The sequence below is a fragment of the Pedobacter metabolipauper genome (assembly GCF_004362715.1).
Classification (GTDB): Bacteria; Bacteroidota; Bacteroidia; order Sphingobacteriales; family Sphingobacteriaceae; genus Pedobacter; species Pedobacter metabolipauper.
In genome coordinates, this window is the sequence record NZ_SNYC01000003.1 from 947,319 (window position 1) to 972,934 (window position 25,616).

The 25,616-nt window shown below is 38.0% G+C and carries 21 protein-coding genes, 1 tRNA gene, 1 other RNA gene and 1 pseudogene; 10 read left to right on the forward strand and 14 right to left on the reverse strand.

Translation table 11 applies throughout. From position 1 onward, the window contains the following. Positions 1 to 780 precede the first annotated feature (780 nt). Both ffs and fsa read left to right on the forward strand, forming a co-directional pair. Positions 781 to 880: signal recognition particle sRNA small type (ffs, locus tag ATK78_RS04010), an RNA gene on the forward strand. 156 nt (positions 881 to 1,036) lie between these two features. Continuing rightward, entirely contained in the window at positions 1,037 to 1,699 is a 663-nt protein-coding gene (gene fsa / locus ATK78_RS04015; protein ID WP_133574757.1) for a fructose-6-phosphate aldolase, read from the forward strand. Positions 1,700 to 1,777: 78 nt separating this feature from the next. On the opposite strand, the gene ATK78_RS04020 is transcribed toward fsa, so the two are convergent. Continuing rightward, a complete protein-coding gene (locus ATK78_RS04020) occupies positions 1,778 to 2,320 on the reverse strand; it encodes a D-glycero-alpha-D-manno-heptose-1,7-bisphosphate 7-phosphatase (protein WP_133574758.1) in 543 nt (180 codons plus the stop codon). Between the two features lie 171 nt (positions 2,321 to 2,491). Here ATK78_RS04020 and ATK78_RS04025 point away from each other — a divergent pair, with 171 nt between their 5' ends. The 3 genes from ATK78_RS04025 to ATK78_RS04035 all read left to right on the forward strand — a co-directional run bounded on the left by ATK78_RS04025 (position 2,492) and on the right by ATK78_RS04035 (position 5,353). Next, complete coding sequence (locus ATK78_RS04025) at positions 2,492 to 3,328, forward strand: alpha/beta fold hydrolase (protein WP_133574759.1); 837 nt, start codon at positions 2,492 to 2,494, stop codon at positions 3,326 to 3,328. Positions 3,329 to 3,547: 219 nt separating this feature from the next. Continuing rightward, positions 3,548 to 3,620, forward strand: a tRNA-Lys gene (locus ATK78_RS04030). Positions 3,621 to 4,618: 998 nt separating this feature from the next. Then, a complete protein-coding gene (locus ATK78_RS04035) occupies positions 4,619 to 5,353 on the forward strand; it encodes a hypothetical protein (RefSeq protein ID WP_133574760.1) in 735 nt (244 codons plus the stop codon). A 290-nt stretch (positions 5,354 to 5,643) separates the two neighbouring features. Here the strand turns inward: ATK78_RS04035 and ATK78_RS04040 are convergent, their stop codons facing one another. From ATK78_RS04040 to ATK78_RS04060, 6 genes are all read right to left on the reverse strand, one after another. Next, positions 5,644 to 6,216: a hypothetical protein gene (locus ATK78_RS04040; protein ID WP_133574761.1), complete on the reverse strand. Its 573-nt coding sequence runs from the start codon at positions 6,214 to 6,216 to the stop codon at positions 5,644 to 5,646. Positions 6,217 to 6,227: 11 nt separating this feature from the next. Beyond that, positions 6,228 to 9,899: a YobI family P-loop NTPase gene (locus ATK78_RS04045; protein ID WP_133574762.1), complete on the reverse strand. Its 3,672-nt coding sequence runs from the start codon at positions 9,897 to 9,899 to the stop codon at positions 6,228 to 6,230. Between the two features lie 57 nt (positions 9,900 to 9,956). After that, a complete protein-coding gene (locus tag ATK78_RS04050) occupies positions 9,957 to 10,445 on the reverse strand; it encodes a hypothetical protein (protein WP_133574763.1) in 489 nt (162 codons plus the stop codon). Beyond that, positions 10,442 to 10,612 carry a hypothetical protein gene (locus ATK78_RS22675; protein ID WP_166664815.1) on the reverse strand — a complete coding sequence of 57 codons (171 nt, stop codon included), beginning with the start codon at positions 10,610 to 10,612 and terminating at the stop codon, positions 10,442 to 10,444. The genes ATK78_RS04050 and ATK78_RS22675 overlap by 4 nt, the downstream gene beginning before the upstream one ends. Positions 10,613 to 10,796: 184 nt before the next feature. Beyond that, positions 10,797 to 13,280 (reverse strand): DUF4238 domain-containing protein, encoded by a 2,484-nt coding sequence (locus tag ATK78_RS04055; protein WP_133574764.1) that lies wholly within the window; start codon positions 13,278 to 13,280, stop codon positions 10,797 to 10,799. Between the two features lie 64 nt (positions 13,281 to 13,344). Then, positions 13,345 to 14,235 carry a DUF4238 domain-containing protein gene (locus ATK78_RS04060; protein ID WP_133574765.1) on the reverse strand — a complete coding sequence of 297 codons (891 nt, stop codon included), beginning with the start codon at positions 14,233 to 14,235 and terminating at the stop codon, positions 13,345 to 13,347. 819 nt (positions 14,236 to 15,054) lie between these two features. Here ATK78_RS04060 and ATK78_RS04065 point away from each other — a divergent pair. From ATK78_RS04065 to ATK78_RS04075, 3 genes and pseudogenes are all read left to right on the forward strand, one after another. After that, positions 15,055 to 15,615, forward strand: a complete 561-nt coding sequence (locus ATK78_RS04065; protein ID WP_133574766.1) for a cysteine hydrolase family protein — start codon at positions 15,055 to 15,057, stop codon at positions 15,613 to 15,615. Between the two features lie 123 nt (positions 15,616 to 15,738). Beyond that, positions 15,739 to 15,846: pseudogene (locus ATK78_RS04070) on the forward strand (transposase); the annotation flags it as partial. 449 nt (positions 15,847 to 16,295) lie between these two features. Then, a complete protein-coding gene (locus ATK78_RS04075; RefSeq protein WP_133574767.1) occupies positions 16,296 to 16,817 on the forward strand; it encodes a hypothetical protein in 522 nt (173 codons plus the stop codon). 8 nt (positions 16,818 to 16,825) lie between these two features. On the opposite strand, the gene ATK78_RS04080 is transcribed toward ATK78_RS04075, so the two are convergent. The 3 genes from ATK78_RS04080 to ATK78_RS04090 all read right to left on the reverse strand — a co-directional run bounded on the left by ATK78_RS04080 (position 16,826) and on the right by ATK78_RS04090 (position 20,374). After that, the gene (locus ATK78_RS04080) at positions 16,826 to 17,329 is read right to left on the reverse strand and encodes a hypothetical protein (RefSeq protein WP_133574768.1); all 504 of its coding nucleotides are present in this window, start codon (positions 17,327 to 17,329) and stop codon (positions 16,826 to 16,828) included. Positions 17,330 to 17,377: 48 nt separating this feature from the next. After that, entirely contained in the window at positions 17,378 to 18,745 is a 1,368-nt protein-coding gene (locus tag ATK78_RS04085; protein WP_133574769.1) for a sulfatase family protein, read from the reverse strand. A gap of 66 nt (positions 18,746 to 18,811) precedes the next feature. After that, positions 18,812 to 20,374 carry a serine hydrolase gene (locus ATK78_RS04090; RefSeq protein WP_166664816.1) on the reverse strand — a complete coding sequence of 521 codons (1,563 nt, stop codon included), beginning with the start codon at positions 20,372 to 20,374 and terminating at the stop codon, positions 18,812 to 18,814. A 930-nt stretch (positions 20,375 to 21,304) separates the two neighbouring features. Here ATK78_RS04090 and ATK78_RS04095 point away from each other — a divergent pair. Continuing rightward, positions 21,305 to 21,721, forward strand: coding sequence for a hypothetical protein (locus ATK78_RS04095; protein WP_133574770.1), 417 nt, complete (start codon positions 21,305 to 21,307; stop codon positions 21,719 to 21,721). Between the two features lie 128 nt (positions 21,722 to 21,849). Then, positions 21,850 to 22,686: a hypothetical protein gene (locus ATK78_RS04100; RefSeq protein ID WP_133574771.1), complete on the forward strand. Its 837-nt coding sequence runs from the start codon at positions 21,850 to 21,852 to the stop codon at positions 22,684 to 22,686. Positions 22,687 to 22,871: 185 nt separating this feature from the next. Here the strand turns inward: ATK78_RS04100 and ATK78_RS04105 are convergent, their stop codons facing one another. From ATK78_RS04105 to ATK78_RS04120, 4 genes are read right to left on the reverse strand one after another with little or no spacing between them, the layout of a single operon-like run. Beyond that, a complete protein-coding gene (locus tag ATK78_RS04105) occupies positions 22,872 to 23,123 on the reverse strand; it encodes a hypothetical protein (RefSeq protein WP_133574772.1) in 252 nt (83 codons plus the stop codon). 1 nt (position 23,124) lies between these two features. Continuing rightward, positions 23,125 to 23,445 carry a hypothetical protein gene (locus tag ATK78_RS04110; protein WP_133574773.1) on the reverse strand — a complete coding sequence of 107 codons (321 nt, stop codon included), beginning with the start codon at positions 23,443 to 23,445 and terminating at the stop codon, positions 23,125 to 23,127. Between the two features lie 9 nt (positions 23,446 to 23,454). Beyond that, on the reverse strand, positions 23,455 to 23,721 hold the full coding sequence (locus tag ATK78_RS04115) for a hypothetical protein (RefSeq protein ID WP_133574774.1): 267 nt from the start codon (positions 23,719 to 23,721) through the stop codon (positions 23,455 to 23,457). A 14-nt stretch (positions 23,722 to 23,735) separates the two neighbouring features. Then, the gene (locus tag ATK78_RS04120) at positions 23,736 to 25,544 is read right to left on the reverse strand and encodes a DUF4153 domain-containing protein (RefSeq protein WP_133574775.1); all 1,809 of its coding nucleotides are present in this window, start codon (positions 25,542 to 25,544) and stop codon (positions 23,736 to 23,738) included. Between the last annotated feature and the right edge of the window lie 72 nt (positions 25,545 to 25,616).

Here is a 25,616-nt window from a genome sequence, read left to right on the forward strand (position 1 = left end):
CTTTTTGTGAAGAAGAAGTGAATGAGGTGTGTATTGTGTGAGGAGATGACCTTAACGCTACCCGAACGCTTACCCTATTCATAGTCTGCCGATCTGGATCAAAAGAAATTTATTTTCCAAAAGCAAACACTTTCGGAACAATCAAACAGTAGTTTAAAACAGTAGTTTAAAAGCAAAATTAAGCAAACCTGATCGCAAAGTTTTTTACGGTGGATTTAAAACTAACGAAGCACTATTTTCCAGCTAAATTCTGTAAGACAGGACATAGTGTGAAAGCAGACGTCCTGCACATAAGTGTACATTGAATCCAAGTGTTATCCAAGTGTTATCCAAGTTCTATCCAAGTATTCCCGTAAATACCTGGAAGGAACGTGGATTTACCCTATATTTAAGTTGTATTCAATGTAGCCTCCTATCGAACACATGTGCCCCCCATCTGCCGGCAATTATGATGAGAATTACCTGGTATTCTAATACGTTTTAGGGTAGCCGCCAGCCGGATGCTCAGCAGGTTTGGAGATTATGATCCATTGAAAGGATCTTGTTGGGATATATGAAATATGAATTGGACCTAAAGCACAGTTTTAAAGTAGCTATTTTGTCTGTTGAACCTTAAAATCAGAATAATTGATCTGCAACATTAAATATTGTGATTTCGCATAAAATTATTTTGCAACACAATATCTTTAACATCAACACCTTACCGCTTCTATGGCTTAAAGAACGCAGAAATTGCGAAATTAACTTTTGTAGATTGGTATGAATTGCTACATTTGTGCCGGGCAAGTCTTTTACGATCAGCTCCTTTTGAACTCCCCCAGGTCGGGAACGAAGCAAGGGTAGAAGGTTGTAGCGGTGCGATAAAAGTTGCTTGCCCATTTTTTACTTTCCCTATAAAGTAAAATTGGTCACATTATAATCCGGATTTCATTTCTTAGATATAATCTATAATTTCTTCGGAGACCTCGATCTAATTGCCTAATTTAGGCCTTTAATAATTTAGAGTTTAAAAATAACATTCCAAAAATTAAATAGCATGAAGTTTTTTATTGATACCGCAAACCTTGAACAGATCAAAGAAGCACAAGACCTTGGTGTTCTAGATGGTGTAACCACTAACCCAAGCCTTATGGCTAAAGAAGGTATTACCGGTGATGCAAATGTTACCGCACATTACAAAGCGATCTGCGAAATCGTTGACGATAATGTAAGTGCTGAAGTGATTGCCACTACGTATGATGAGATCATCAAAGAAGGTGAAGCGCTTGCGCAGTTAAACCCAAAGATCGTAGTTAAAGTACCTATGATCAAAGATGGTGTTAAAGCGATCAAATATTTCTCTTCAAAAGGGATCCGTACCAACTGTACGTTGATCTTCTCTGCTGGTCAGGCTTTATTGGCGGCTAAAGCAGGTGCAAGTTATGTATCTCCATTCCTAGGTCGTCTTGATGACATCTCTACAGATGGTTTACAGTTGATTGAAGACATCCGTTTGATCTTTGATAACTACCAGTATCCTACTGAGATCTTAGCTGCTTCGATCCGCGGACCATTGCATATCGTTGCTTGTGCTAAATTAGGTGCTGATGTAATCACTGCTCCTTTATCGGCAATCACTGCATTGTTGAAACACCCATTAACAGATAGTGGTTTAGCTCAATTTTTGGCTGACCATAAAAAAGCTTCAGAAGCTAAATAATCAAATCTTATTTCGAGCATAAGTTGAAAAAGCCGGCTTCATCATTGATGAGCCGGCTTTTTTATATCCTAATTCAATCTATTTTGTGAGGTTCTGCATCCCGGCAGATCTGGTCTTAAACTCTGCTCCTGCCAGTACTTCTTTAACCAGGTCGTAATCGATCTGCTCATCAGGTACAATTTCAATACCCCTTACTCCTGCCCCATTTGCGGCATCTACATCCCGGGGCTTGTCGCCGATCATGACCGATAATGCCGGATCTATGTTGTAGGTTGCAATGGCTTCCAGCAACATGCCCGAGGCTGGCTTGCGGCAGTTACAAGGTTCCGGATCTACGGATGGGTGGTGCGGACAATGGTACGCATGTGTAATTACAGCACCCTGCTTTTCGAATTTATCAAACAAGATCCGGTGCATTTCTGCCAGTGTCTCTTCTGTATAGCGTTTTAATGCGATACCACCCTGGTTGGTTATGACGATGAGCATATAGCCTTCATCATACAATCGCTTTAACGGCGGGATCTGGTATTCCAGTACTTCAAAATCTTCAACCCTGGTGATATAGTCGTAGATCTCATGATTCAGGACGCCATCACGGTCCAAAAAAATAGCTTTGTTCATTATTGTTGTGTTAACTCCGGGCACTTGATCTGCCCTGGTGATTCTTAATACCCCAAATATGGCGATATATTGTTAGTTATAGCTACATGTTGTTCATTTTATATAAACAATGCGGTTATGCTGCTGTTATCATTTGTGAAAAACATAATTATTGAAATTAAAGATCCTACTATGCCTTACATTAAGAAAAACACCGACAACAGCGCTTCAGTTAACCTATATTTTGAAGACCTTGGAAGCGGAAAACCTGTTATATTGATTCACGGATGGCCAGTATCCCATGAGATGTGGGAATACCAGGTTACTGCGCTGGTAAATGCCGGATACCGTTGTATCTCGTATGACCGCCGTGGTTTTGGTCAGTCTGACAAACCGTGGACAGGTTACGATTACGATACCTTAACAGATGACCTTCATGAAGTGATCACTGCGCTTGATCTGACGGATGTTACGCTTGTCGGATTTTCTATGGGTGGTGGTGAAGTTGTCCGTTACCTGGGCAGATATGGATCATCAAGGGTTTCTAAAGCGGTACTGGTAAGTTCCGTTGTACCCCTGCTTGTTAAAACTGAAGATCATGAAGAAGGTGTTCCGCGTGAAATGTTCGATGAGATCATTGCCAATATCCATAAGGACAGACCGGCATTTTTAACTGATTTTGGTAAACAATTCTTTAGTGAAGGTGTGCTGAATAAACCGGTTAGTCCCGAAATCCAGAACTGGATGCACCACATGGCGGTGATCAGCAGTCCGAAAGCTACTGCAGACTGTGTACGCTCCTTCTCTGAAACCGATTTAAGAACCGATTTAAGGAACATTACCGTTCCGATGATGATTATACATGGTGACGACGATAAAACCGTTCCTATCAAGGCTACGAGCGAAATTACGTCAAGCATGCTCCCTACAGCAGAGTATTATATTTTTGAAGGTGCCCCGCATGGTTTGTTTATTACGAATAAAGATGAGTTGAATAACCTGCTGATCAACTTTCTTAATAAGTATTAAACTGCGAAATTAGCGTTCAGAGGCCAATATTTAGCTTGATTATTTAATTATTAGGTGTTAAATACGGGTTAAGATTGGGTTAATTGTAAATAATTTATCTAGCAATCAGCATCATAAGTGATTTATGCAGATATTATTTGCAGATTATACAATGTACTTCTATATTTGCACCACTTAAAACGGTAACGCTTTAGGTAAAAGTTCAGAAGAACTTTTGATGATTCCGTAGCTCAGCTGGTAGAGCATTACACTTTTAATGTAGTGGTCCTGGGTTCGAATCCCAGCGGGATCACAGAGAATAGTATCAAAACTACGTAAAGCTTGCAAATCAAATGATTGCAAGCTTTTTTTGTTTTACCGGAAACACCAAAATATGCAATAAATCGCATAAAAAAGTGAGTGATTCGGTGAGTAGTTTTATAGAGTGGCATACTCACTGAAAAAGATTTAAGTTATTGATTTACAGAAATTTCAATTTTAGATTGGTATCATTTAGGGAAAGCAAATCAATTAACGCCATGTCTTTTAATACCCTAATTTCACTGTTAAAAGTGAATGAATCATAGTAGTGGGTTTCGTGGGTAAGACTGTAAGCCTATTTCTCCCCCTCTTCTTTTATCGGGCTTTTTAATTCGGCTTTCGTAATGGTAAGAAGATTAAATATCTGTATTTTGGTTAAAAACTGAATTAAGCCGTTCATATTTTATAGATTGTTGTTCAAATACTAAATTAGGTAAATTTTATTTTATCGATTTGTAGGCTAGTCGGTTACATCTGAAGTATGGAACAAGTAATTGTAATAACTGGCGATATAAAAATAAATTATCTGATTAGGGAGGATGAAAAATAGAAATACTTATATCTTAATTGGACAAGAAGTCATATTTTTCTAAATATTCCATGTACTGACTTGTATCATCAGAGGCTTTTTAATTTGGGTTAATTATGATTTATATTTTGTTTTTTCTTTGTTGTTCATAGCTGTAGCATTTTAATGTTGATTAAGACAACCTCAATTAAACAAAAACACTCATAATAGCCTTATTAATCAGTCAATTAAAAATGTTAGTGAGATAGTTATCAACAATCATTACATTGATATTCAGTATTATAAATACTCGCCATTAGCATTTGAAAGGGCTTTAAGCTGTATTGAACTAAATATCACACGAAAGACTTATATGGATGTTGATAAAAAGCGAATACTAATATTTTTTGGAATAACTATTTTTATTCCTAATTACGCATTTATCTACTGATAATCAACAAGTTAATCAAAGCAATTAGATCATGATAGTTTCTACAGAAGTTGAAGTAAAAACGAGAAAGGTTGTAGAAGACCCAAAATTATCCCTTAAACAATTTGCACGGTATTATGATTCAACCCTAAATGGAAAAGAAACAATATTGAGAGGAAGTAAATACCCAGGGAATTATATTCCAAAATATTACGAAATCGCAAGAACAATCATTGTTGACACATTTGCTTCAAATTTTGGGGATTACGATTTATACTTCGATGAGTTCAAAAGACATTCCGACCGATTGAAAAAAGAGTCATTGCCTTTCGATACCAAAACCGACAACTATAAAAATCGCCATTTTTCTGCAATGGCTCTTGAAAAATTTGCTACTTTGAAAAGAGTAATTATCCCTGTCCTCGAGCGTTATGTGCTCAACAGCAACTTGAAAAACAGGCGTCAGTCAATCTTCATCAGAGAGGTGAAAATTGGCGCAATGTCAGACATCCTCCTTTATGATGAAATTGGAAATCAAATAGGTTTATTAAAGTTTAATTTTACTCAAAGTAAATTAAAGGAACATGAAGCTCAGCTTTCTTTATATGTATTACATACCTTTTTCAGTCAGATAAAGCAACTTAATCTTAAGCCCAGACATTGCATTTTCGTTGATGTCTACAATGCCAAAATATTTAACGCTGAAAGAGCTTCTGGAATAGAAGACATTGCAAATTCATCTTGTATGGAGATAAAAAGCAAATGGCCATCGGTTATAAAACCGTAAAAGCATCGAATCGTCGAAAGAAGATTTACGTCATAAAAGAACTTCATGACACTGAGTTCAATTTTATTTAGGGTTGCTCTAGAAGAATGAGAATCCCTGATCAATACAGTTAATTATATAATTATCTAAAGTTTTTACTATGAAAATTGCCTGCTTTAGGATTCAATTTTCGAAAACTTAAAGGTATTATTGTAGATTTTGGGTCTGATATATCTATTCGTTTTGGAGCAAACAACAATTGTAGTTGCAATCCACCCTGCGGGATGTTTGCCTTTGTCCAGAACCCATTTCTAACCCAGTAATTTTACGACTGCACTTACAAACGTTTCGATGTTCAACAATACAAACCATTGCTGTTTCCCACGGCGTCCAGCAAGCCTTATATAGTCCCTGTAATGTTGCCAATGGATTTCCCTGTCCCCCATATCCTGCTGAAATACAATATCATTTTCATGGGCTTCCGATCCATTAACTAAATGAAGTTCAAAAACTTCGGTGTGAATAATTTTATTGCATGTTTGCCGTAAATCCAGATTCAGATCATCAAAGAGTCCAAAGGAAAATTGATCTGCATGCTTTACCTTCTCCATATATTCTTTTCGTTCGGGACTCTCCGATGGAAGATTGCGCATGTGGTCATCCATTACCCTTAGAGTGGCTGCAATCTCTATCATCAACCTGCTCACCTTACGGTCAAAAAAACGCCGATGTAAAAGATTAAGCGGATCTTGTTCATCGTTTAAATCGCACCTGCGGAAAAGTTCTTTGCTGCCAAAGAATATATTTAACAGGTCATAGACCTTCTCCAGCAGAACTTCCTGTTCAAAAACATAAGTGCCTTTTGCCTGTACTTTATTTATCATCAATGTAAAGTCTAATGAAATACCTGATAGTGATTGCGGTTTTCCGGGAAAATACGGATGATTCCCAAATGCTGTAACTTCTCCAAAATAGAACGGTTCACAGGGTTTTGCGGAATGAACGGTGTTTTGGAATGATCAATTATTTCCCCAAACTTATCACCAATATGAGCCAGTAGGACAGCGTTTTCCGAAGTATCGAAATCCTGCACATGCTTTTCGAACAAAATTACCTTTTGCTCTTGCAAGACGTCCTGCGCGAATAGTGCTTCGATAACCTCATAAGAACGTGAAACGTAAGGAGATGAAGCAAAATGGTTTATCACATGTGCGGCAAGCGGGGTGCTTTGTTGTATTGAGGCATAAGGGACTTCTTCGGCCAGCTTTCCTTTGTCCTGAGAAGAAATCCCGCTTTCCATCAATGCAAGATAGTCCGTAATCCGCAGTTGATAAAGTGAAGTATCCTCGAAATATTTATCGATATTTTTCTCTACCAAAGCTGGTATCAGATCACGATGATTGTTTTTTATCTCATTAAAGTTGTATTGGGAAAATGCAATGACATCTTGCCAGATCAATTTGTTAATCCTATCCTCTGCCACGGATGCAAAAAACGGTTCCTCATCGACAGGCTCCTCAATGCTGAGAATAAGTTCGTCAAAGGCAGCCTCTGAGCCCCTACTTTTTATCAGAGCGATTACGAAAGCCTTGTTTTCGAGTTTGTCTTCCGAAAGTGGTTTATAATTATCTTCATGATCTAAAAAGGCCAGTAAATCTTCATCGATCTGGCTGACCGTTTCAAAATAAGTCAGAACATTTTTCCAAGTCGGATGGATTTTATTGGCGTTCAGGATAGGCTTCCACAAATCTTGCTCAACTTTTTCAAATTCAGAAAGCTGGACTTCCTGAAGTTCGATGATTTTCAGCTTCTGATCCATAAGAATATTCTCACCCAGCCAATAAACAACAGTATCTTCCGATTCTTTAGTGTTATCAGGCAATTCCAAGCCAACAAGTAACAAATATCTGTTGATATCCGATTTGAGATAAGAAATTAGATCCTCAGCTTTTGATGCAACTACAGTGGTAAAGTTGGCGGTGTTTAAGTTATTAGGATCAATATGTAGGCTTCCTTTTTTCCTTGCCATCAGACTGATCATATGTTCATTCATTTTATAATGGTTTCCTTTGTAAACCACCTCGAACAATGAAGAACCTTCCTGATCATCATCTAATTCACCAAAAGTAATTCCAAAATATTCGATAACTTCACGCGCTTTCTGGGTAAGGGAGTTTTCATCTATATAAGTTAAAAAGTCCGGTTTCCACATTATATGCCTGATGAAGAGCAATTCTTCATTGATGGCTTCCATTTCTTCAAATGTCGCAGTCTTTATAATGGAGGCCATAATTTTGTCTGTCATTTCTTCAGGGATATCGCTTTCCCTAGAAATGTAAGCCCACATCCCTTGCCAATTTAAATAAAGTACCCGGATGAGGTAATCAAAATGCGTGGTAACTGGAAAATACGCTTTAAGAAAATTGACACTTGTTTCTGACACGTTAGATAGCTGAGCATTCAAAATTTTGATAAATTTAGGATAGCTGGATTTATGCTTAAACAAATATTCAACAAGGGTAAAGTTCAGTAGTTCCTCCAGAATAAAGTCTTCTGGCTCCAGTCGGTGCAAGAGTTCCTCAATATTCGTAAGCTGATAATTATGCGGCAACCCTTCCTGATTACGAACTGCACGCAAGAAGACCATATCCGAGTCGGTTAGGCTCTTTGGATAAAAGTAGGACATATAATGCTCGTAGAGTTCATTCAGATAACCTCCACGTAGTAAATAAACCAGTAACTTTTCTTTGCTGAATTTTTCATTCAAATGTTCTATGGCCGACTTGTTTTCCGCCAAGAGCATTTTAAATGGGCGGGTAGATATAAACTGAATTTTTCGCGAAAGTTCACTGATTTCATTTTGCAGGTTCTTCTCGGAATTGGCTTTGGAATCAGTTATCAGTTGGGCGCGTTTTTCATAATTGACGTTCGGATCGACTATTTTTTCTAGTTCTGCAAAGGAAATACCACTCCCCGTGGTTTCACCACCATAGGTCGCAAGATAATTGTAACCGATTCTGGATGATTTTTGAAAGGCTTTAAAATTTTCATCATCGCTCATTGCTGAGAGCGGTACGTTACCATTGACATTGATCATCGTGACTTTAGCACCCGTTTTGATGACAAAATGCTGGACATACAACATACGAAGTTCGTTGATACCATTGGCTATAGTGCTCTGAAGAAGCGCTAATTCCTCTTTTGCCTTAACTAAACGTTCTGAGAAGTCTTTGGAAATTTTCCCGGTAAGTTCGGCCTTTTCCGACATTACCGAATAAACGATACCCTCCTGAACATGGAGAGCAGCAAAATCCTGAGGATAAATATTCTTATAGACGATCATGCCCATTAATTCATTGGGATCAAAACTGCTGCCGGTGAGCTGTTTGCGATAAAGCATGAATTCATTAAAAATATTCTTCAATATCCGCATATCACTGATGTATAGCGAGATATCGTAAAGAAACTTCTTCTGTAAAAGATCCTTTAGTCCTGCATTTTCCAAGCTGTCCGTCAGAACGTTGATGGAATTCGAATGGTTTATAGCGGGCAATACTGGCAAGATGAAATCAAAAAATTTAGTCCTGTTGTTTTCACGGAAAATATCATCTCTTACCGCATAAATAAACACAATACGTCTGCCAACCTGGGCGGAGTTATTGAGCAGCAGATTAAGTTCACGCAGTTTGGTAAAGATCTCGGGATCATTGAATCGGTCAAGGTCTTCCAGGATAACTACATTGTAGGGTTGCACCTGAAAAAAATACAATATCTCATCAAGGTGCTTATTGAGGATACTATTGGAAATGTCGTTGCTCATTTCGATCTGCCCACCAGTGAGGTTGATTTTGCTGAATTTGGCAGATGCCAAAACCTTCATTCCCTCCATCAATAATCTGAAAGTACCATAAAGAAAAAAGGCAGCACTGATGATAAACAACAACGCCTCTACCCACAGTTCCATAGATTTCCAGCTATAAAATTGCTCACGGAAAGCACGATTGGAAACATAGTAAAGACAAATCCCCCACAGCATCAGAAAAAGTGGCTTTTTCCAATGTTTATACATTTCAAATTTCTTGATCCGTTTGAACCTAGACTCCGGCAACAGTTCATCCGTTTCACGATAAAATATCTGCTGAAGTATGCTGAGTTCTACGAGCCTATGCTGCTCGACGCGTTCAGTTTCATTAGGTTTCTTAATCCTATAATGCGTTACACCATCCTTTTCATACTGTTCTTCAATCCCATCACGAAAGGAAGCTAAGGAAATGGGGAGATAATTGTAATCCTCATATTTCTCTTTAAATGCGCGAAGAATACTGCTTTTTCCCGAACCGTATGCTCCGGTGAGTGCAATATTCAGTACATCTTCATTCTCCATTGCCCATCTAAGGGCACTCAAATAATCCTTAGACTTTTCCGCATTAGACTTGGCGCACAGGTCGGACAGATGAAAAGGATTTTCAACAGGCGTTCTAGGAAAGTTTCTGGCCTTCCAAGCTGGAAGCTTTTTTTCCAGATATAAGATAAATCTTTGTTTAAGAGTCGGCTTTGGCGTATTCATCGGATCGTTAATTTATGCTTAATCTAAATGGTTCTCTTCAAATTATCAAGTTCTCATCTACAATACGTTTTTAGACAGGAAGTACCTATAAAGTAGAGGTGGAATATTGAGGCTGTTGTCATTAATCAATTCTGAATTTTCACTCATCACGAAATCTAAAGGAATTTCAATACCGAGATAATGAGAAAGTACTCCGGATTTCTCGAATGCTTCAGGGTTTGAATTTAGAGTAACATCAACTACGTGACCGTTCAGCAGGTTAAAACCATGAAACAAATAAGACTGTCCATCGCTGGAAGCAAATCCTTCGACATAGTGTAGTCCAAACCTAACGCTCCCAATCTGTGAATTGCCAATACAGCGATTTCTTAAAAATGCTGCATCGGCATAGCCCTTTTCTGCTGACAGTATTTCATAATGCTTAGCATTGGCATAAAACCAGTTCCAGAACAATTCGCCGTGTTCACCGGCTATCTTTAAGTAATCTGCATCTCCATTTGTATTGAAACTGTAATGAACAGCCTCCTTAACCTGCTCATTTATCATTGGTTTTCGAATTCTATAGCCTTAACAAAACCGCCTAAAGAAGAATTTTGATCGTAAATAATCAATCCCATATCTACTTTTGGCATCCACACTCGACCGAACTCTACGGCTGTGTCATTCAAAACAGCACATTCAGCAGAAACCACATTGAAAGGTTTATTAAACATATCTAAAAATGTTTAGCCTTGAATATAGTGTTTTTTTTACACTCTTTATAGGTCAAAACCATCAATGTATTCAAATCACATAGTAGCTTTTTGGTAACGAACTAAAACCAATCTCGCCTATCTCCGGCAAAATCCATCTAAGTTGTGATTTTAAAACAACGTAAGATAGTAAAACAGGAATTATCTAAGCTTTTATTTTCATAAAAACAGCTATAGGAACATTCTTAGCATATTCTTCCAGTCCAGAAGTTAACAACAATCGTAAAACTCGTTTATCGCCAATTCCTCCATTTGGAACTAGAAGTTGAAAGTTTGCGGTGAAACCATATTTAGCAGAATTTATTTCTGGATTCGAGTTCATTAAGCTATCCATTTCTTTCCTAGCCGCTTCAGTAGCTTGAAGAAGTTCTTTATTCAAAAGCGCTGTCGCCTTAACAATTTCAACTTCGCCAGATTTAAAGATAAAATCATAAACAGTTTGCCAAGCCTTCCTCATTTTTCCGAATTTCCCTTCTCTCCACAATTCAAGAACTGCTGCTGGCTCATAATTAAAAGGAAATTCGATTTTCCGAATGTTTTGTGTTAGTACCTTCCATACAGATCCAGTTAGAATACCATCGGGGTTCTGTGCATTTGCAAATTCTTCCAGCCGGGTTGGGCTATCTGTCAAAAGAATTGCACCGGTAATTTGAGCGAGAAATAATGCCATTTCAAAATTCGGGGCCATGGAGTTTAAATCGACTTGTCCACCGTTTAGGTATAAATCATCTTGTAATAAGGCAAGCGGATCATCATTCCGTTTCTTTTCCATTAGTAAGATGGCCCCCTTAATAAGTTCCTCACTTGCTTCTGGGTTTGCTTTTTTAATCTGCGCGCGCTTTTGTTCGGGTGGCAAACAATAGATCATACGTTCATGATCTTCATGCCAGAGATCACTAAAACTTTCCATCTCCTCTTTATTAACTTCGCTACCACTTCGTCTTAACTTAGCAGAATCGATTGCTTGAAAACGCAGATGTTCGTTAAAAAGACCAGGATCTGGAACCAAGTTTATTTTCCCTGCAACTACTAAAGGCTGAATCGTTAACAATAATGCAAGAGCTTTTAAAGTATGTTGTCTAAATTTAGATGGGTGTTCTAAAGGACTAAATTCTGCTTTAAATCCTCGGGGATTAATAAAGGGGTGATGAACAATGAGTTCATCAAAATACAAGGTTGAACTTAATGCGTATTGTGGAATGGTTCTAACATCGATTCTGCCGGAATAAACTGCGCGTATTTTTCCATCGGATTTTGGGAGGAGACTTATAATATTTGTGTCTTCCGGCCACAAGCTAGCAAATATTGAATGAAGCGCACGAACCTGATCATTATTGAGTTCACGGCGAATATCGTCCCATTCTTTTCCCTTGTCAAAACCAAGGATTTTATCGATCTCTTTAAAAAAAATTATGTTTCTTTCTCTTATACTATAAACATCCCAGGCAGGCCTTTTTGAAACATCAATATCTCTGCAGCAGTTTTTGTACTTTTTACCCTGACCACAAGGACAGTAAGCATTAGCTGGAACTTTTCCTTTGGGAATTTGTTTTAACAGAAAATCGCTGTTTTTAGACGTTCGGCCAAAAGCATCTTGGTAATGTACCTTCCCACTTCTTGTACCCGCAAACATTTCTCCACCAAATTTATATACTTTATTTGATGGAGGAAGCAATGTGTTTTTAATATTTTCCCATCGGATCGTTGTGTCTGATTCGGGGTAGAGCCATTCCTTTTCTCCACCTGCAATATAGCGACGTGCACGTTGCTTTATTACGAAATTGATTTCCCTAACTTGGGTTTCTGTTAGACAACGGTCACGAAGAAAGACAGTGGTATTTACCATTGTGTTTCCAAAATTTCGCGCATTAGTTCGTCTATTTTTTGGATCTTTAATTTCCGGTTCGCTGGCTAATTCGTAATTAGTCAGGATTAGACAATGATTACGATCGAGCGCAAAAATGGTTTGAGATCCTTTTAAAGCAATTGATGGATCTTCTGGGTAGGTACATTCCTTGGAGCCTGGCGGACAAGCATAATTGTAAATGGTTACTGGGTGATCCGAAATAATGAATTTGGTTGCAGATTCTTTCGCTGAAACAATCTCGCGAGTTCCTTCAAGCCACATAGTACAATGCATTTGCTGAATGGACTGCATTTCAGTCATTAGATTTTGTTGATCCAATCCTTGATATCTTGCCTTTAGCCAGGTCAGCCCTTTCGGCGTGCGAGTCTTTTGAGCATCGATATATTTGAAAAAATCAAGAAAGTAGTCATGCCGATCAAGGTCATTTCCATCAATAAAGGCTTTTAAGGCTTTCGCTCCAGTACCGTCTATTTCACCGAAGAGATTTCTTTCTATAAGGTCGCTAATGAAAGGCCCGAAAAAAGTAGTGTAGAGGTCATACTCGAAAAAACATTGACCCGGTGCCAGCAATCGTCTTTCATTATGCTTAATAACCCGGCCATTTTCAAGAACTATCTCATCGGGAGCAAGGTTTAAATAGTGAAGTTTGTTGCCATTTTCGATAAATCCCTTCTGGTACCATTGAGGCACATAATGATTATTCCGAGTAAGTTCCTTAGATTCTTGACTTCCATTGATTACAAAGTCTTTCTTTCCAGCCATACCAAATAAAAATTTTTGAACTAAGGCTTAGTAAAAAAGCCAATCAGCTAACGAATAAAAAATATTATTTAAGAAATGAATTTTTAAAGTCTTGTAAATATTTCTGATTTTGGCAGGCAACCTCATCAAAAGCATTATCAAAAAGTATTTTGTTATATGCAAGCATTGTTTCACCATCGAGGTGATAAATACCATGTCCCTGATCAGGACAAAATTCCGCTTTTACAGCAAGTACCAATATCTTACTATTAATCGGTATAAATATCATACCAATTACCATAGCAGGATTTTTAAAAGTTTTACCATCGATAACATCGTCCTCTACTTTAAACCGCTTGGTTGCTGCTGTACAGTCTGGAAGAAGAAAATAGTGATTATCGGGGGCAATCATAATGGAATACGTAGTTTCGCCCATCAAATCAACAAACGCCTTTGCAAGTATGTCATAGTCTAATTTGAGTTTATTCGTAATTCCAGATAGGCTTTGAATGTGGGACACTATTCCATTTTTAAGTTCCTCCGTGGCATTATTTGCTATTTCTAATAATGCACCAAAAATAACATCTTGACTTTCCGACATATCCATCGGATGTCTTGAGCGGCCAACAAAACCCATCTCAACGATTTTGCTTGCTGCTTCAGTAATCTGCTCAGACTGTGGGTATACCATTCCCGTGATTAAATTTGAGCCTACAGCTTCAACAATTACCTTGTAAAATTTTGGGAAATCCTTTTCGAATGCAACGTTTAGTTTATCCTCCACAGATTTGTGATCTAAATTTCCTTCAGCATCGTAAATTGTATTTAAATCGACCTGAGAAAACAAGTTTTTAGTCGAATTTAATGAAGCTATCTGCTTTTTTGATTTACTATATTTATAAATTCGCCCAACATCTGATAGAAATTTCTTGCTCAATACCTGGGATACATAATGATGGTTTCTAGGAGTGCTCATTTAGAAGACTAATTTAAATTTCAAGATGAATAATTTGAAAAGTAGAGAGCGGGGGAGTCGAACCCCCTACGGCACGCCGTTGGGAAGATAGCCTACCTTTTTCCCGTTCACAATGTGTTACCCGGGGTGGCGTTCCAACAACGTGCTCTCCAGCAATGCCCCACCTAAGATTTTTTTGATACAGTGTTTTAATCCGTGTTCCATAATTCTTCGTTTTAAATTTTCGATTAATGATTCCAGTGTTATGTGGAAGAGCACGCCAACGAAACCCACCCCGAAGACACAATGTGATGCAAGAGCTAAACTAATCTTGAACCCCAATATTTTTTCTAAAAATAGCAAATAATTTCGCAGGGTAAAAATTTTTTGTTTAATTGGCTAAGGGCAAAAGGCAAAATGGCCATTTCCTTCAGAAAAGCTGTGATATGTGGAAAATATGCAAAATAACATCGAACCAGAGCTGCTTTTGGCGTCAGGATAAATTTTTCTCAACTCACTATAAAAATGCGGTTACTCTAGTGTCCAAACTTCGAACAATTCACAACCTTCAACCATTGCTGCACCATATGCGTTAAGGCCCAAGCCGGGAGAAGGGCTTCCATGCCATTGAATTGGGATGAAGTGAAAAAGGGACAGAAGATGAAGGATTTTACGAGCAGGAACGGTACCGCCGGGATGGAAGTTGTTGGAGACATCTTCACGCCGGTACTAGAAAAATGAATTGACCAAAAAAAGTCTTAAGGCCAATAGTAATCGAGCATAGGGGATTGATTACATTTGTGTTTGACAAAAATAGTAACTGAGTAAACTTAAACACAAATGAAAGTTAATAGCACAGCACTTTTAGTAATGGACATCCAGCATGGAATTGTGGAGAGGTATTCCGATTCGGCAGATACAATATCGAAGATAAATACTTCGATCCAGTTTGCCAATAGGCAGGAAATACCCGTAATATATGTGATGGTGGGATTTAGGAAAGGAATGCCTGAAGTAGGGGCCACAAATAAAACATTCAGTGCGAGTAAAGAGCGTATGGCTGGAATTGATCCAAAAGAAGTGATGAAACTACACTCGGATTTGGACATTGATACTGATGATATTATTGTCACCAAGCACAGGTTCAGCGCATTTTCCGGAAGTGATCTTGATATGATACTAAGAAGCCTATCGATTCGGCACCTGGTTTTATGTGGGATCGCAACAAGTGGTGTTGTTTTATCTACCTTAAGGGAAGCTTCCGATAAAGATTACCTGCTGACCGTCCTAAGTGATTGTTGCACTGATACTGACCCACAAGCTGAGGAAGTACTCATGCGGAAAGTTTTCCCTGCCCAGGCAGAAGTAAAGACCACAGAAGAGTGGATGGAAAACGAGTAAAATGAAAATAGCTGATCATAATTTCTGATCAGCTACAACTGACTCAATTTAAAACTATTGACAAGCTGTAAATTCAAGCCCCATGTATGGACAGCTGAAGTTATTTTTCTTTGAAAGCTACATATCCTGGTCGCCTGCATCGACGGGCTAAAAGGTTTCCCTGAAGCTATAGCGACTGTATATCCAAAGATGCAGGCTCAGTTGTGTGTTGCCCATCAGATCCGCACAGCTTGTGACCAATAAAGCGTTAATTACCCATTGACAAGCAATACGGTCAATCTTTGGACGCTCACAGGTGCTCCATTTCATCTTTCGGTTTTTGGGGTAATAGCAAAGTTAACTAACGGAAATGATTTTAATAATAATCAGGTGAAGCATGTTTCATACCGTCGGTCACCTATCACAATTGTCTACTCGAAAGCCTCAATTGCCGTTTCCAACTTTGATATGCACACCAAAGTGACGTTTTATTACGAGATATTGTAGGTATAGGCGATATTGATGAAGTACATTGGTGTTTACAGGCATTAAATCACATAAAAAAGGATCAATATTTTACTCGGGTTCGTAGTTGATTTTTGAGAAGTAATCATCTGAAAACTGGTGTCTCAGTGACAATGTGCGTAAATAAATTAACACCAATTGATTACTTAAATGTTATTGAATAAAACACAATTATTATGAACAAAAAATTCATCTTCATCTGTTTAGTTTTAGCTGGCATAGCCGATATTACCAGCGCGCAAGAAAATTTAAAAATAGCCTGGCCGGGAGAGTACAAATGGAAAATAGGCTCTGACCAAAAGAGCGGAAATACGCGTATGGTTGAACTGTTACCCGGAAATGAATCCATGAATAATTGGACAATTATCGGCACTATGGTATCTATGATTGGCTCAACATCTGTTTCGGTAGAACAAGCCATGAAAATGACCTATAATCAAACGCTCAAGAATGCGCCTCAGGCCAAGCTGAAAATGATTGAGAAGGGTATTAAATCGGGCTCTTCCTGGGTATTGTTTCGCATTGAGTCGCCAAAGTTCAACAACAGCGCCATTCCCGAATCGCAGCTCTACTATATCATTCAGGGCAAACAGGCGCTATACTCCAATTTCGTCGCTATAAAGCAACCTGCACTTGGCGTGCTGTTCGTGGAAAAATGGGCTAAGGTATTTAAAAACAGTATGCTTGCAGGTAAATAAAATGCCACTTACAAGGCTGATCTATCAATTTTATATCCTAATGCTGCAGGTTTCGTAATTACGTCACTATCTATCCACTTCGACTGGATATAAAACTTACCATGGTCATTAATCAAAGTAAATTCTGGATTCATACCCTTACCCCTATTATAACCTGATACATTTTTAAAATGAGTTAAGATTAGTTTCGAACCGCTTACTTTAGCCCTTAACTCATCCACAAATGCCATTTGAAAACCTTCTCCTGTAGCGGTAATCTTATCCTTTGTGATATTGATTTCTAATGCCCAGCCAGCATTTTGCCCGGCAATATCCCCATAACTAAAATATGCCGAATACTTACCCTGCCAGATTGCGGGAACTGCTGAAACCAGGGTATTGCCAGATTCAGCTAGTTGATTTGATCGCTGAACTGCTTTGTTGATAAAATGATCATTCTGGGTTCCGGTTTTTTCCGGGTAACTGCAAAAAATGATCAAACTGCCGGTGATAGATAAAATTAAGCTCCTCATATTGGTAGTTATAACAGATTAAATTAAAAAAGGATTTAATTAGTTTTATCATTTGGATGTAAGTCTTGGCAACGATTTCCACCAGTTATTTAATTGTGATTTTAGTTGATTCGTAACTTTCTCGTTTACTGATGTTATGTTGGTTGTCTCGTTCTTGTCCTTTATAATATTGTAAAGTTGTACATCGGTACCATCACTGTTCATTAGCAATTTCCATTCGCCGGAACGGACAGCCAAATTCGGACTTCTATCCTGGGTTTTCGGATATTTAAAGGCTACCTCATTTCGTCCGTATTCCCAAAACATAGCTTTCTTGCGGAACGAAGGTTTTCCCATTAACACGCCACTCCTATCTATTCCATCACCGGGATAGCCTGCCGGGAGTTTTACTTCGGCCAGTTTGACCAGCGAAGGCAATAAATCTACTGCATTAACTTCTGACTGATCATCTATTTTTCCAGCAGGAACTTTTCCAGGCCAACTGATAATAAATGGCATCCTGGTTCCACCTTCGTAAAGCGAGAGTTTTGAACCTCTCAAACCACCGGTGCGGCTTCCCCTGAAACTAGGCAGCGGGCCATTATCGCTTATAAAGACGATGATGGTGTTCTCCAGCTCACCCATTTCCTTTAAGCCAGAGATAAGTCGGCCAATCTGCACGTCAAGTTCCTTAAGCACTAGCTTAAATGCCGCTTCATCCTCCTGTCCTACTGGAAAATTGCCGATGTATCCATCGTCCTTTTTTGGCACCCAGGGTGTATGCACATCGTCTGGCCATAAATTAACGAAACATGGCTGACCTTTATGACCTTTCATGAAAGCGAGCGTCTGATCGACAAAATACTTGGTTCTGTCCCAACGTTTGATGCTGTCCTTTTCGGACCAGATCCAGTTGGTCGCTGTAATCAGCGGATCCGGATCCGGGCTTTCGTAGGTGCTTACATGTTTATCAAAACCATATTTCTCAAATCCAGGGGCATTTTTGACATCTCTGCCTCCACCCATATGCCATTTACCAAAATGACCCGTAGCATAGCCAGATGCTTTAAAAATCCGGGCAATTGAAGGTGCTTCCGGATTCAAAAAATCAGCTTGTTCCGCGTCCCTATTGTGCTTTTTATTATCCAGGTAAGTACTGAAATTCCATCTGCCAGGATACATGCCCGTCATCAAACTTGCACGGGACGGTGAACAAATTGGTGCGCCACTGTAATATTGCCCAAGCTTTAGGCCGTTTTTTGCAAGTTGGTCGATATGAGGGGTGGGAACAAAATTACCGCCAAACACACCGATATCACCAAATCCCATATCGTCGGTCAAAATAACAACAATATTGGGTTTTCTAGTTTGCGCGGATGTCAGCAAGTTAGTAACCATCAGGATCATTAACGCTACTGAAAAGGTCGATCGTTTCATATTAGTGTTCAGGTTTGAGTCTTGGTCTTACACAAATCTAACAGTTATGAAATAAAAAATAGGCGCTTATTTTACTCTCTTTAGATTCAAATCGCCAAAGTCAAAACTAAAATCAATAGCAGGCGAGATCCCCTTCATGATGAAGGATTCTGCTTTTCCTTTTTCATTTAAAGTAAAGGTGGCAAATGCATCACAATTCATATCCTGATACTCCCATTTTATGGCAAAGGTATTTGCATCATAAAAATACATCGGTCCATTTAATTTTGGTGAACGCAGGCTTTTAATCCAAAGTTGTTTACCCTTCATCAACACCTCCATTTGACCAAACCATTTATCTTCATATAAGCCGATATATTTGTCATTCTTAACTTTGGTAGTTTTTACACTATCTACCTTTTCCCAAATCTTTTCTTCAACATCGTTCACCTTATTCGTGTTTGCAGCCAGATTTCTTGCTCTGTTATCTATCCATTTGGCGTCATCCAATCCAAAATAACTGTCTAAAATTGCTCTTGAAAGTGCAAAAGTGAGACTTCCACCTCCACTTTCAGTATTAGTTAACACAACAACACCTAAATTCAGATCCGGAACCAGGGTTACCTGTGACAACATTCCTGGCAAACCACCCGTATGCATGGCTACTAGATTTCCCCTCATATCATTCAGTTGCCAACCCAAACCGTATCCATTAAAATGGGTGTTATACCGCTCTGAAACATAGTTCGGCAAAACGGTTTGTATCGTCCACATTTTACTGCTGTTCGCGGCAGAAAATAACGAGGTCTGAAGACCGTCCCCGTATTTGCCTTTATTAAGTTGCACCATCATCCACTTCGACATATCTGAAACATTTGAATAAATACCTCCTGCAGGGCTGATCATACCAATATTGAAACGATTAATTGCTTTAATGGTACCTGTTGCAGTAGAATGAGGCCTGGCCAAATCTGTTATCTGATGAATCATCGAATCGCCCACAAATGAGTTGTTCATTTTTAAGGGCTGGAAGATGCGCTTTTTAATAAATTCTTCGAAACTCATCTTACTCACTCTTGCAATGATTTCGCCCGCAATAATATAGAGCAGATTGTCGTAGTTATATTTTATCCTGAATGCAGAAACCGGTTTAAAATGCTGGAAAATAGTAGCGATATCTTTTACGGTAAAATCTGCTCCATCCGGTATAAATGTTAGATCACCAGCTCCGAGTCCTAAGCCACTCCTATGGGTTAAAAGGTCAACAATATTGAAATTTTCAGTGACATATTCATTATACATCTTAAATTCTGGCAAATACTTTTTTACTTCGTCATCCCATTTTAATTTACCTTCATCAACCAGTATGGCGAGTGCCGCTGTCGTAAATGCTTTACTGTTAGATGCGATCTGAAAATTTGTAAATTCAGTGGTCGGTCGTTTTGTCTCCATTGAACTCAGCCCATAACCTTTTTGATGGATCACCTTTCCATCTTTTACAATCGCTATTGCAGCTCCTGCTACTTTTAATTTAACCAGGGCTTCCTCCATCAGCGAGTCGATCCTGGAAGATGTTAGCTGGGAATAACCTTGAAGGCTTGTAAAAAGAAAAGCGATGGATAGAACGGTGATCTTTGTTGTTGTTTTCATGATGATTTCGGTTCAATTATAAAGTTTAATTCCATGGTGTGGCTCAAGAATAAATTTAATAGGTCATTGCCGTATTAGCTTAATATATAACGGACAATTGTTTTCTCCTTAAGTTGCATGGCAGATGAATTAAATTACACATTAATGTCCCGATATGACATTTTGTATATGTCATCCCGGCGAGCAACCCGACCTTTCATAACAGTATTGCATCAGCTTTCTGTAAACTGGAAAAGGAAGCCTAAGTTCGAATAAGCAGTGATTAACTGGAATGGTCGAAGATCATGCCTGGTTTGTATTTATTTAGTGGATGACCTTCCGGTCTATTCCTTAAAATTAAGTTGATTATGAAAATCATCTATAAAAAGCAACACAGCGCATTCATGCTCTAAGTTTTTATGAATGACTGAAGCTTTATGGATTATAAATTCGCTAAGGTTAAACTGAAGAAAAACTTGAAGTGCTTTCTTACTAACTATAAAAGCATGAGCTAAAAACAGCCGCTATACTGATAAATCTGTAATAGAAAAATATGTAAATCATCATCTGGCTTAGAACGTACTCTGATACTGGCAAGAGATTTCCACAACCTTATGGGAAACAAGTCGGGTAATCAACTTCGGGCTAGATAGAAAATGTGCAGAACTCAGGCATTAACGAGATCGCCAGTTTTGCAAACGGTCTGCTAACGTACTACCACTCTGTTGAAAACGCAATCGGCTTGCCTTGGAGCAATGGCCCCGGTGGAAGGCAACGTAAATAAGCTTAAAGACTATTAAACGGCAAATGTATGGCAGAGCCAGCTTTAACTTGCTCAAAAAAAGATTAGTGCCGACTTCAATATAACCATCAAAAGTGGGGAGAACTACATTCCTTGAAATATACAAACAATAGCTATATTTACTAATAAGTCTCAATTATTTAAACAATATGTTTGGAAAGCTATTTCGAAAAAAACCCAAAGAACCAGTATTTGTAAATTTAGATTTTTACGCCAACAAGGATAAGTATTTTGTAAGACTCCAACCATGGGACTGGTTTACCGATGTTTCAATCTATACAATAGGTTTGGTCGACAAGAAGCCTACTATGTTGACTATGGATCCGTGGACACAGGAAGTATATCTAAATGCTGACGGCCAATCTACTGTTTCCGAGTATGTGAACCGAAAAGCGCAAGAATATGTTAATAGCAGGTCTATTGTGCCGGTCAAATTGGGGCAAACCATTGTCGAAGAACTTGAGAATTTGGTCCATAAATATGGTGCGATTGAATTGAAAGATGATAAAACCATTTTGCCGCTAAAGCTTGCTTTTCCAATTTCAGAACAAAAAGACCTAAATTAAAGATTATCAAATGAGTCACATCAATAGATTGTCCCTATTCAGATTTGTTTTTTCTTTTTTATTTTAGTTTCGTTAGTCGATTCCAATTATGCAAATCAAGTTAACGAAGTAAAACTCGACGCAATTCTATGGACATCCTAAAAATCTTTGAAATATATCAGAAACAGCTCAATCATATTCGCGTGAATAATTATTATGAACCTCCACAAATACTGCAGGATTTTCGTAACGAATTTAAAGGCTTTAGTGACGATGACGTAGAAACACTTAAGATATTTCTTACTAACAATGATAAAAAGACATTCGTGGCACGTTTACTTGAGTATGTTGATACGTTCCCAATTAACTTGTTAGAACCGATGCTTATGGCAGCGGTTAATGAGCCAGATCCAAGTTTCAATAATGATTTCATAAGACCTTGTCGCCGAGTTTTTGGTTATGTAGACATTCAAAATATTTTGCTCGACATATTTCGCAATGGCGATAAAGACAAAAAAATTGGAGTTCTTAGAGCTTCGTATTGGGCAAGACCTACAGTCTATTTTGTAACAGTTCACGAAGGGAATAAGATTTATAAACAACAGGGATACGACATGTTTTTTTGGGATGATGAATTGAAATCATTTGACGAAGACTTTATAAAAGATGTAAAGATTTTTGAAATGGAATATCCAAGAACACAAATTGCCTATATAGAACGACTGAAAACTTTTCTTTCAGCGTTTTACACGACAACTGATATTGATTTAAAATATCAAATTGTATTGTGCCTTCCAGAAAAACTAAGTAGCTATCCAATAGAATTACAAAACCAAGCAAAAGCTTTTCTGCTCGATGTAGAAAAAGAGGGTACAGCCCGGAATATACCAGAGTTAGAAATGGTTCGAAGTATTAACTCTCCTTTTTTACGCAAATTTTTATTAAAGACAAAAAGACTATTTACAAACACAAAGGCAACATCCTGAAAGGAAGATAAAGTCTGTGGATAGAATCCTCATTTTGTAAGGGTATTGCGCCAATGACCTGCTTCGTAAGTATGCAATGCAAAATGCGTCAATACAGTATGAAGTGGATCAATAATTTCACTGCAATTTCCTGTGATGATTACCAACTGCGTTTTATTGATAAATTCATTGAGAAGATCATCTGTTTAAGCAATTATTAATGTGAAATTTTTTCCAGTTCGGAAAATGTCAAAAAAGTATGCTCCTGGCTCACACCACCAAGTAACTCTTTTTGTTTCATTATCATCTAACCCAATAATTGTATTAAAGAGTTCCTTAACAGGGTTGTTTAACGCATCAGAAGCATCAAACTCCAAATCAAAATCACGATGACGAAAATCAACAAGTAACCAACCATATTTAGGCCTCCCAAATGTGATAGATATTGTATTTTCCATTTTAAAATTCTTCGTTTAAATATTTTAGAATTTCAGATTCAATCTTTAGATCAACTGTAATTGTCAAATTCCAATCATTCAAAATTAAATCCAATTCATTTCCAAGCTTTAATAAAACATCTTTCAGTTTAACTTTAGTTTTATCGTCTTCATGAAATCTAAATCCATTAATCCAAAAATCTTTAATATAGCCTTCTTTTAGGGAAATAAATATCTCAGCTCCATCGAAAGTATAAGCAAAAGTATTTTTGCATTTCCACTTGGTTGAACCGTAACCTTCATAAACCTCTGAAATTTTCTTAAGCCCAAGGTCAATGAGCATTTTGTCCAGTTAGCCAAATGATATTTTTTTATCTTCAATACTTATTGGGTTTTCATTTCGACGGTAAATATCCGTGAATCCATAGCCATTGAAATTTTCTTTTGTAAAATTTTCAATTTGCTCATTCTCTTTTCTGAGATAAAATAAATTTTCACGTGGCAAAAATTCAACTTGATTAAAAAAATCTTCATGAAAATAAACACCGCTTTCAGGATCGTTAATTAAGATGCTTATCTTTTCCCTGAACATTGCTATCAACTTGCTTATGTATGCCATATAAAATAAGCGGTTTATTTCACCTTTTTTATTAACAGATAGCTGGTTGAATTGGTCCAGTTTCCATCCTCGGAATTACCGGGGTAATTATTCTCAATGGAGGTAATTACAACGGTATATTCATATTGTCCTTGCACTTTGCTGAAACGCATCATTTCTGCAGGATAATAATAGCCTTGCTTTGATTTGGCTGGTTTAAGGCCACCTTTTTTATAAATCATTGCTGCCTTATGGAAAACGCTATACAAATCTATATCCAGTACAGACTGACCGTCCACGATTATATTTAGATTACTTCCATTACGATTACTGTCTGTTTTAATTATAGAACCCCCTATTTTCAACTCTTTAGGCTGTGGATAGGTGTTTAGCTCTATCAAATAATCGTATCCACTAACCTTTAAAACCTCGTTTCCTTCGTTTATAAATGTCATGGTGATCGAACCAGATCCTTTTTCCTCTTTGACCTTTAGAATCGATAGAGCAGTATCAATCTTCATTTGCTTTTGGACATAACTATCGACACTTTTCTGATCAATTTTATTATCAATTTCCCTCAGATTTCTTGTGGTAAATGGCTGTAGTGTTTCCAGGCCATGCGCAGTGATCAAATATCTAATAATAAAAGGCCCTTCTTTTTGATCACTAGCATTTTTTGAGGATATAATTTTTTTAAGCCGGTATAGCTGAGAATATTTTGAAACAGAAAACGCACTTTGGGGACCGTATACGGCCAATAATGCGAGAATACATAAGCTGATGGGGATTACCTTGATGTTATCCTTTTTACTCATTAGAAAATATACCATTATCCCAGCCAGCCACAATGCTAAAATGATCAGGATGTAACGGCTTTCTGTAATTCCATAATGGCTTACGCGCTTCCATATGGCAAGTATCAAAAGGATAATCAGTGGGGTCATCATGAAATAAAAGAATCTTGAGAATAACTTGATCCAGTTATTTCCCTCAGTCTCTTTAATGGGATGGACTAATAGCAACGACAAAATGCCAAATACAGCATAACCTAAAATAAGACTCGATACCAAACCTTTTGGCAACTCCCAGAATACGATGATCTTCACTTCATAAACCAATAAAATGGCCAGGTATATCGTCATCAAAGGAATCAATACAAATTGGGTAAATATTTTCAGTCCTTTCGGATAACTATGGTCTTCACTTAACAGATGAAGATCTGCCGGTACTCCCGCTAAGAAGAAAATAGTATTGAAACCCGCCGTAATCACTGCAAATAACACCATATAGGTTCTCCATTCAATGTCCACATTAAAAAGACCTCTTATGGCCGTAAGCGCAATAGCCAGGCCAGCATATAATACGGCCGAGTATAATGCTGAAGTCAGAAATCGCAGAAAAAGTATTTTGTTGAACTGCCAGAACCCGCCGATATTATTTTTTCCTGCAAAGGGAGCAAACGCTATGAGCAAGTGGAATGCAAAAGCAAGTAAAGCAATGCGGTATACATCTGAAATATGATCTGCAGGAGATAAAATGAAGAACAGCAATATACCGATCGCCAATCCAGCCAGGCGGAGACCCCACTTCTTTCCCCGGGTGAATTTGTTTACTTCGGCATATAAATCTAATGCGAGCAAAAGGGCAAGGGAAAGGTTCGAAATCAATATGCCCTTTATCAGGTTATCCATCAAGTCTTCATTTATTCCACGGCCACCATCTGAAAGAAAAATATATAGACACCAGCAGAGCGTTGCGGTGATTGAGCAGATCAGTTGGAGCGGAAATCTATTGGTTACATTTATAAATCCGGAGTAGAGCTGTTGTATAGAGGGCAATTTCATGATTGGTTTTTTATAAAGATATAAAAGTTTTGCTGGTACGATTGATGAAAAACCTAATATCGCAGAGCAGAG

Excerpts from the sequence above, each read along its gene's own strand:
- fsa (WP_133574757.1), top strand. The coding sequence starts at position 1,037 with ATGAAGTTTTTTATTGATACCGCAAACCTTGAACAGATCAAAGAAGCA.
- ATK78_RS04020 (WP_133574758.1), bottom strand. The coding sequence starts at position 2,320 with ATGAACAAAGCTATTTTTTTGGACCGTGATGGCGTCCTGAATCATGAG.
- ATK78_RS04025 (WP_133574759.1), top strand. The coding sequence starts at position 2,492 with ATGCCTTACATTAAGAAAAACACCGACAACAGCGCTTCAGTTAACCTA.
- ATK78_RS04035 (WP_133574760.1), top strand. The coding sequence starts at position 4,619 with ATGATAGTTTCTACAGAAGTTGAAGTAAAAACGAGAAAGGTTGTAGAA.
- ATK78_RS04040 (WP_133574761.1), bottom strand. The coding sequence starts at position 6,216 with ATGATAAATAAAGTACAGGCAAAAGGCACTTATGTTTTTGAACAGGAA.
- ATK78_RS04045 (WP_133574762.1), bottom strand. The coding sequence starts at position 9,899 with ATGAATACGCCAAAGCCGACTCTTAAACAAAGATTTATCTTATATCTG.
- ATK78_RS04050 (WP_133574763.1), bottom strand. The coding sequence starts at position 10,445 with ATGATAAATGAGCAGGTTAAGGAGGCTGTTCATTACAGTTTCAATACA.
- ATK78_RS22675 (WP_166664815.1), bottom strand. The coding sequence starts at position 10,612 with ATGTTTAATAAACCTTTCAATGTGGTTTCTGCTGAATGTGCTGTTTTG.
- ATK78_RS04055 (WP_133574764.1), bottom strand. The coding sequence starts at position 13,280 with ATGGCTGGAAAGAAAGACTTTGTAATCAATGGAAGTCAAGAATCTAAG.
- ATK78_RS04060 (WP_133574765.1), bottom strand. The coding sequence starts at position 14,235 with ATGAGCACTCCTAGAAACCATCATTATGTATCCCAGGTATTGAGCAAG.
- ATK78_RS04065 (WP_133574766.1), top strand. The coding sequence starts at position 15,055 with ATGAAAGTTAATAGCACAGCACTTTTAGTAATGGACATCCAGCATGGA.
- ATK78_RS04075 (WP_133574767.1), top strand. The coding sequence starts at position 16,296 with ATGAACAAAAAATTCATCTTCATCTGTTTAGTTTTAGCTGGCATAGCC.
- ATK78_RS04080 (WP_133574768.1), bottom strand. The coding sequence starts at position 17,329 with ATGAGGAGCTTAATTTTATCTATCACCGGCAGTTTGATCATTTTTTGC.
- ATK78_RS04085 (WP_133574769.1), bottom strand. The coding sequence starts at position 18,745 with ATGAAACGATCGACCTTTTCAGTAGCGTTAATGATCCTGATGGTTACT.
- ATK78_RS04090 (WP_166664816.1), bottom strand. The coding sequence starts at position 20,374 with ATGAAAACAACAACAAAGATCACCGTTCTATCCATCGCTTTTCTTTTT.
- ATK78_RS04095 (WP_133574770.1), top strand. The coding sequence starts at position 21,305 with ATGTTTGGAAAGCTATTTCGAAAAAAACCCAAAGAACCAGTATTTGTA.
- ATK78_RS04100 (WP_133574771.1), top strand. The coding sequence starts at position 21,850 with ATGGACATCCTAAAAATCTTTGAAATATATCAGAAACAGCTCAATCAT.
- ATK78_RS04105 (WP_133574772.1), bottom strand. The coding sequence starts at position 23,123 with ATGGAAAATACAATATCTATCACATTTGGGAGGCCTAAATATGGTTGG.
- ATK78_RS04110 (WP_133574773.1), bottom strand. The coding sequence starts at position 23,445 with ATGCTCATTGACCTTGGGCTTAAGAAAATTTCAGAGGTTTATGAAGGT.
- ATK78_RS04115 (WP_133574774.1), bottom strand. The coding sequence starts at position 23,721 with ATGGCATACATAAGCAAGTTGATAGCAATGTTCAGGGAAAAGATAAGC.
- ATK78_RS04120 (WP_133574775.1), bottom strand. The coding sequence starts at position 25,544 with ATGAAATTGCCCTCTATACAACAGCTCTACTCCGGATTTATAAATGTA.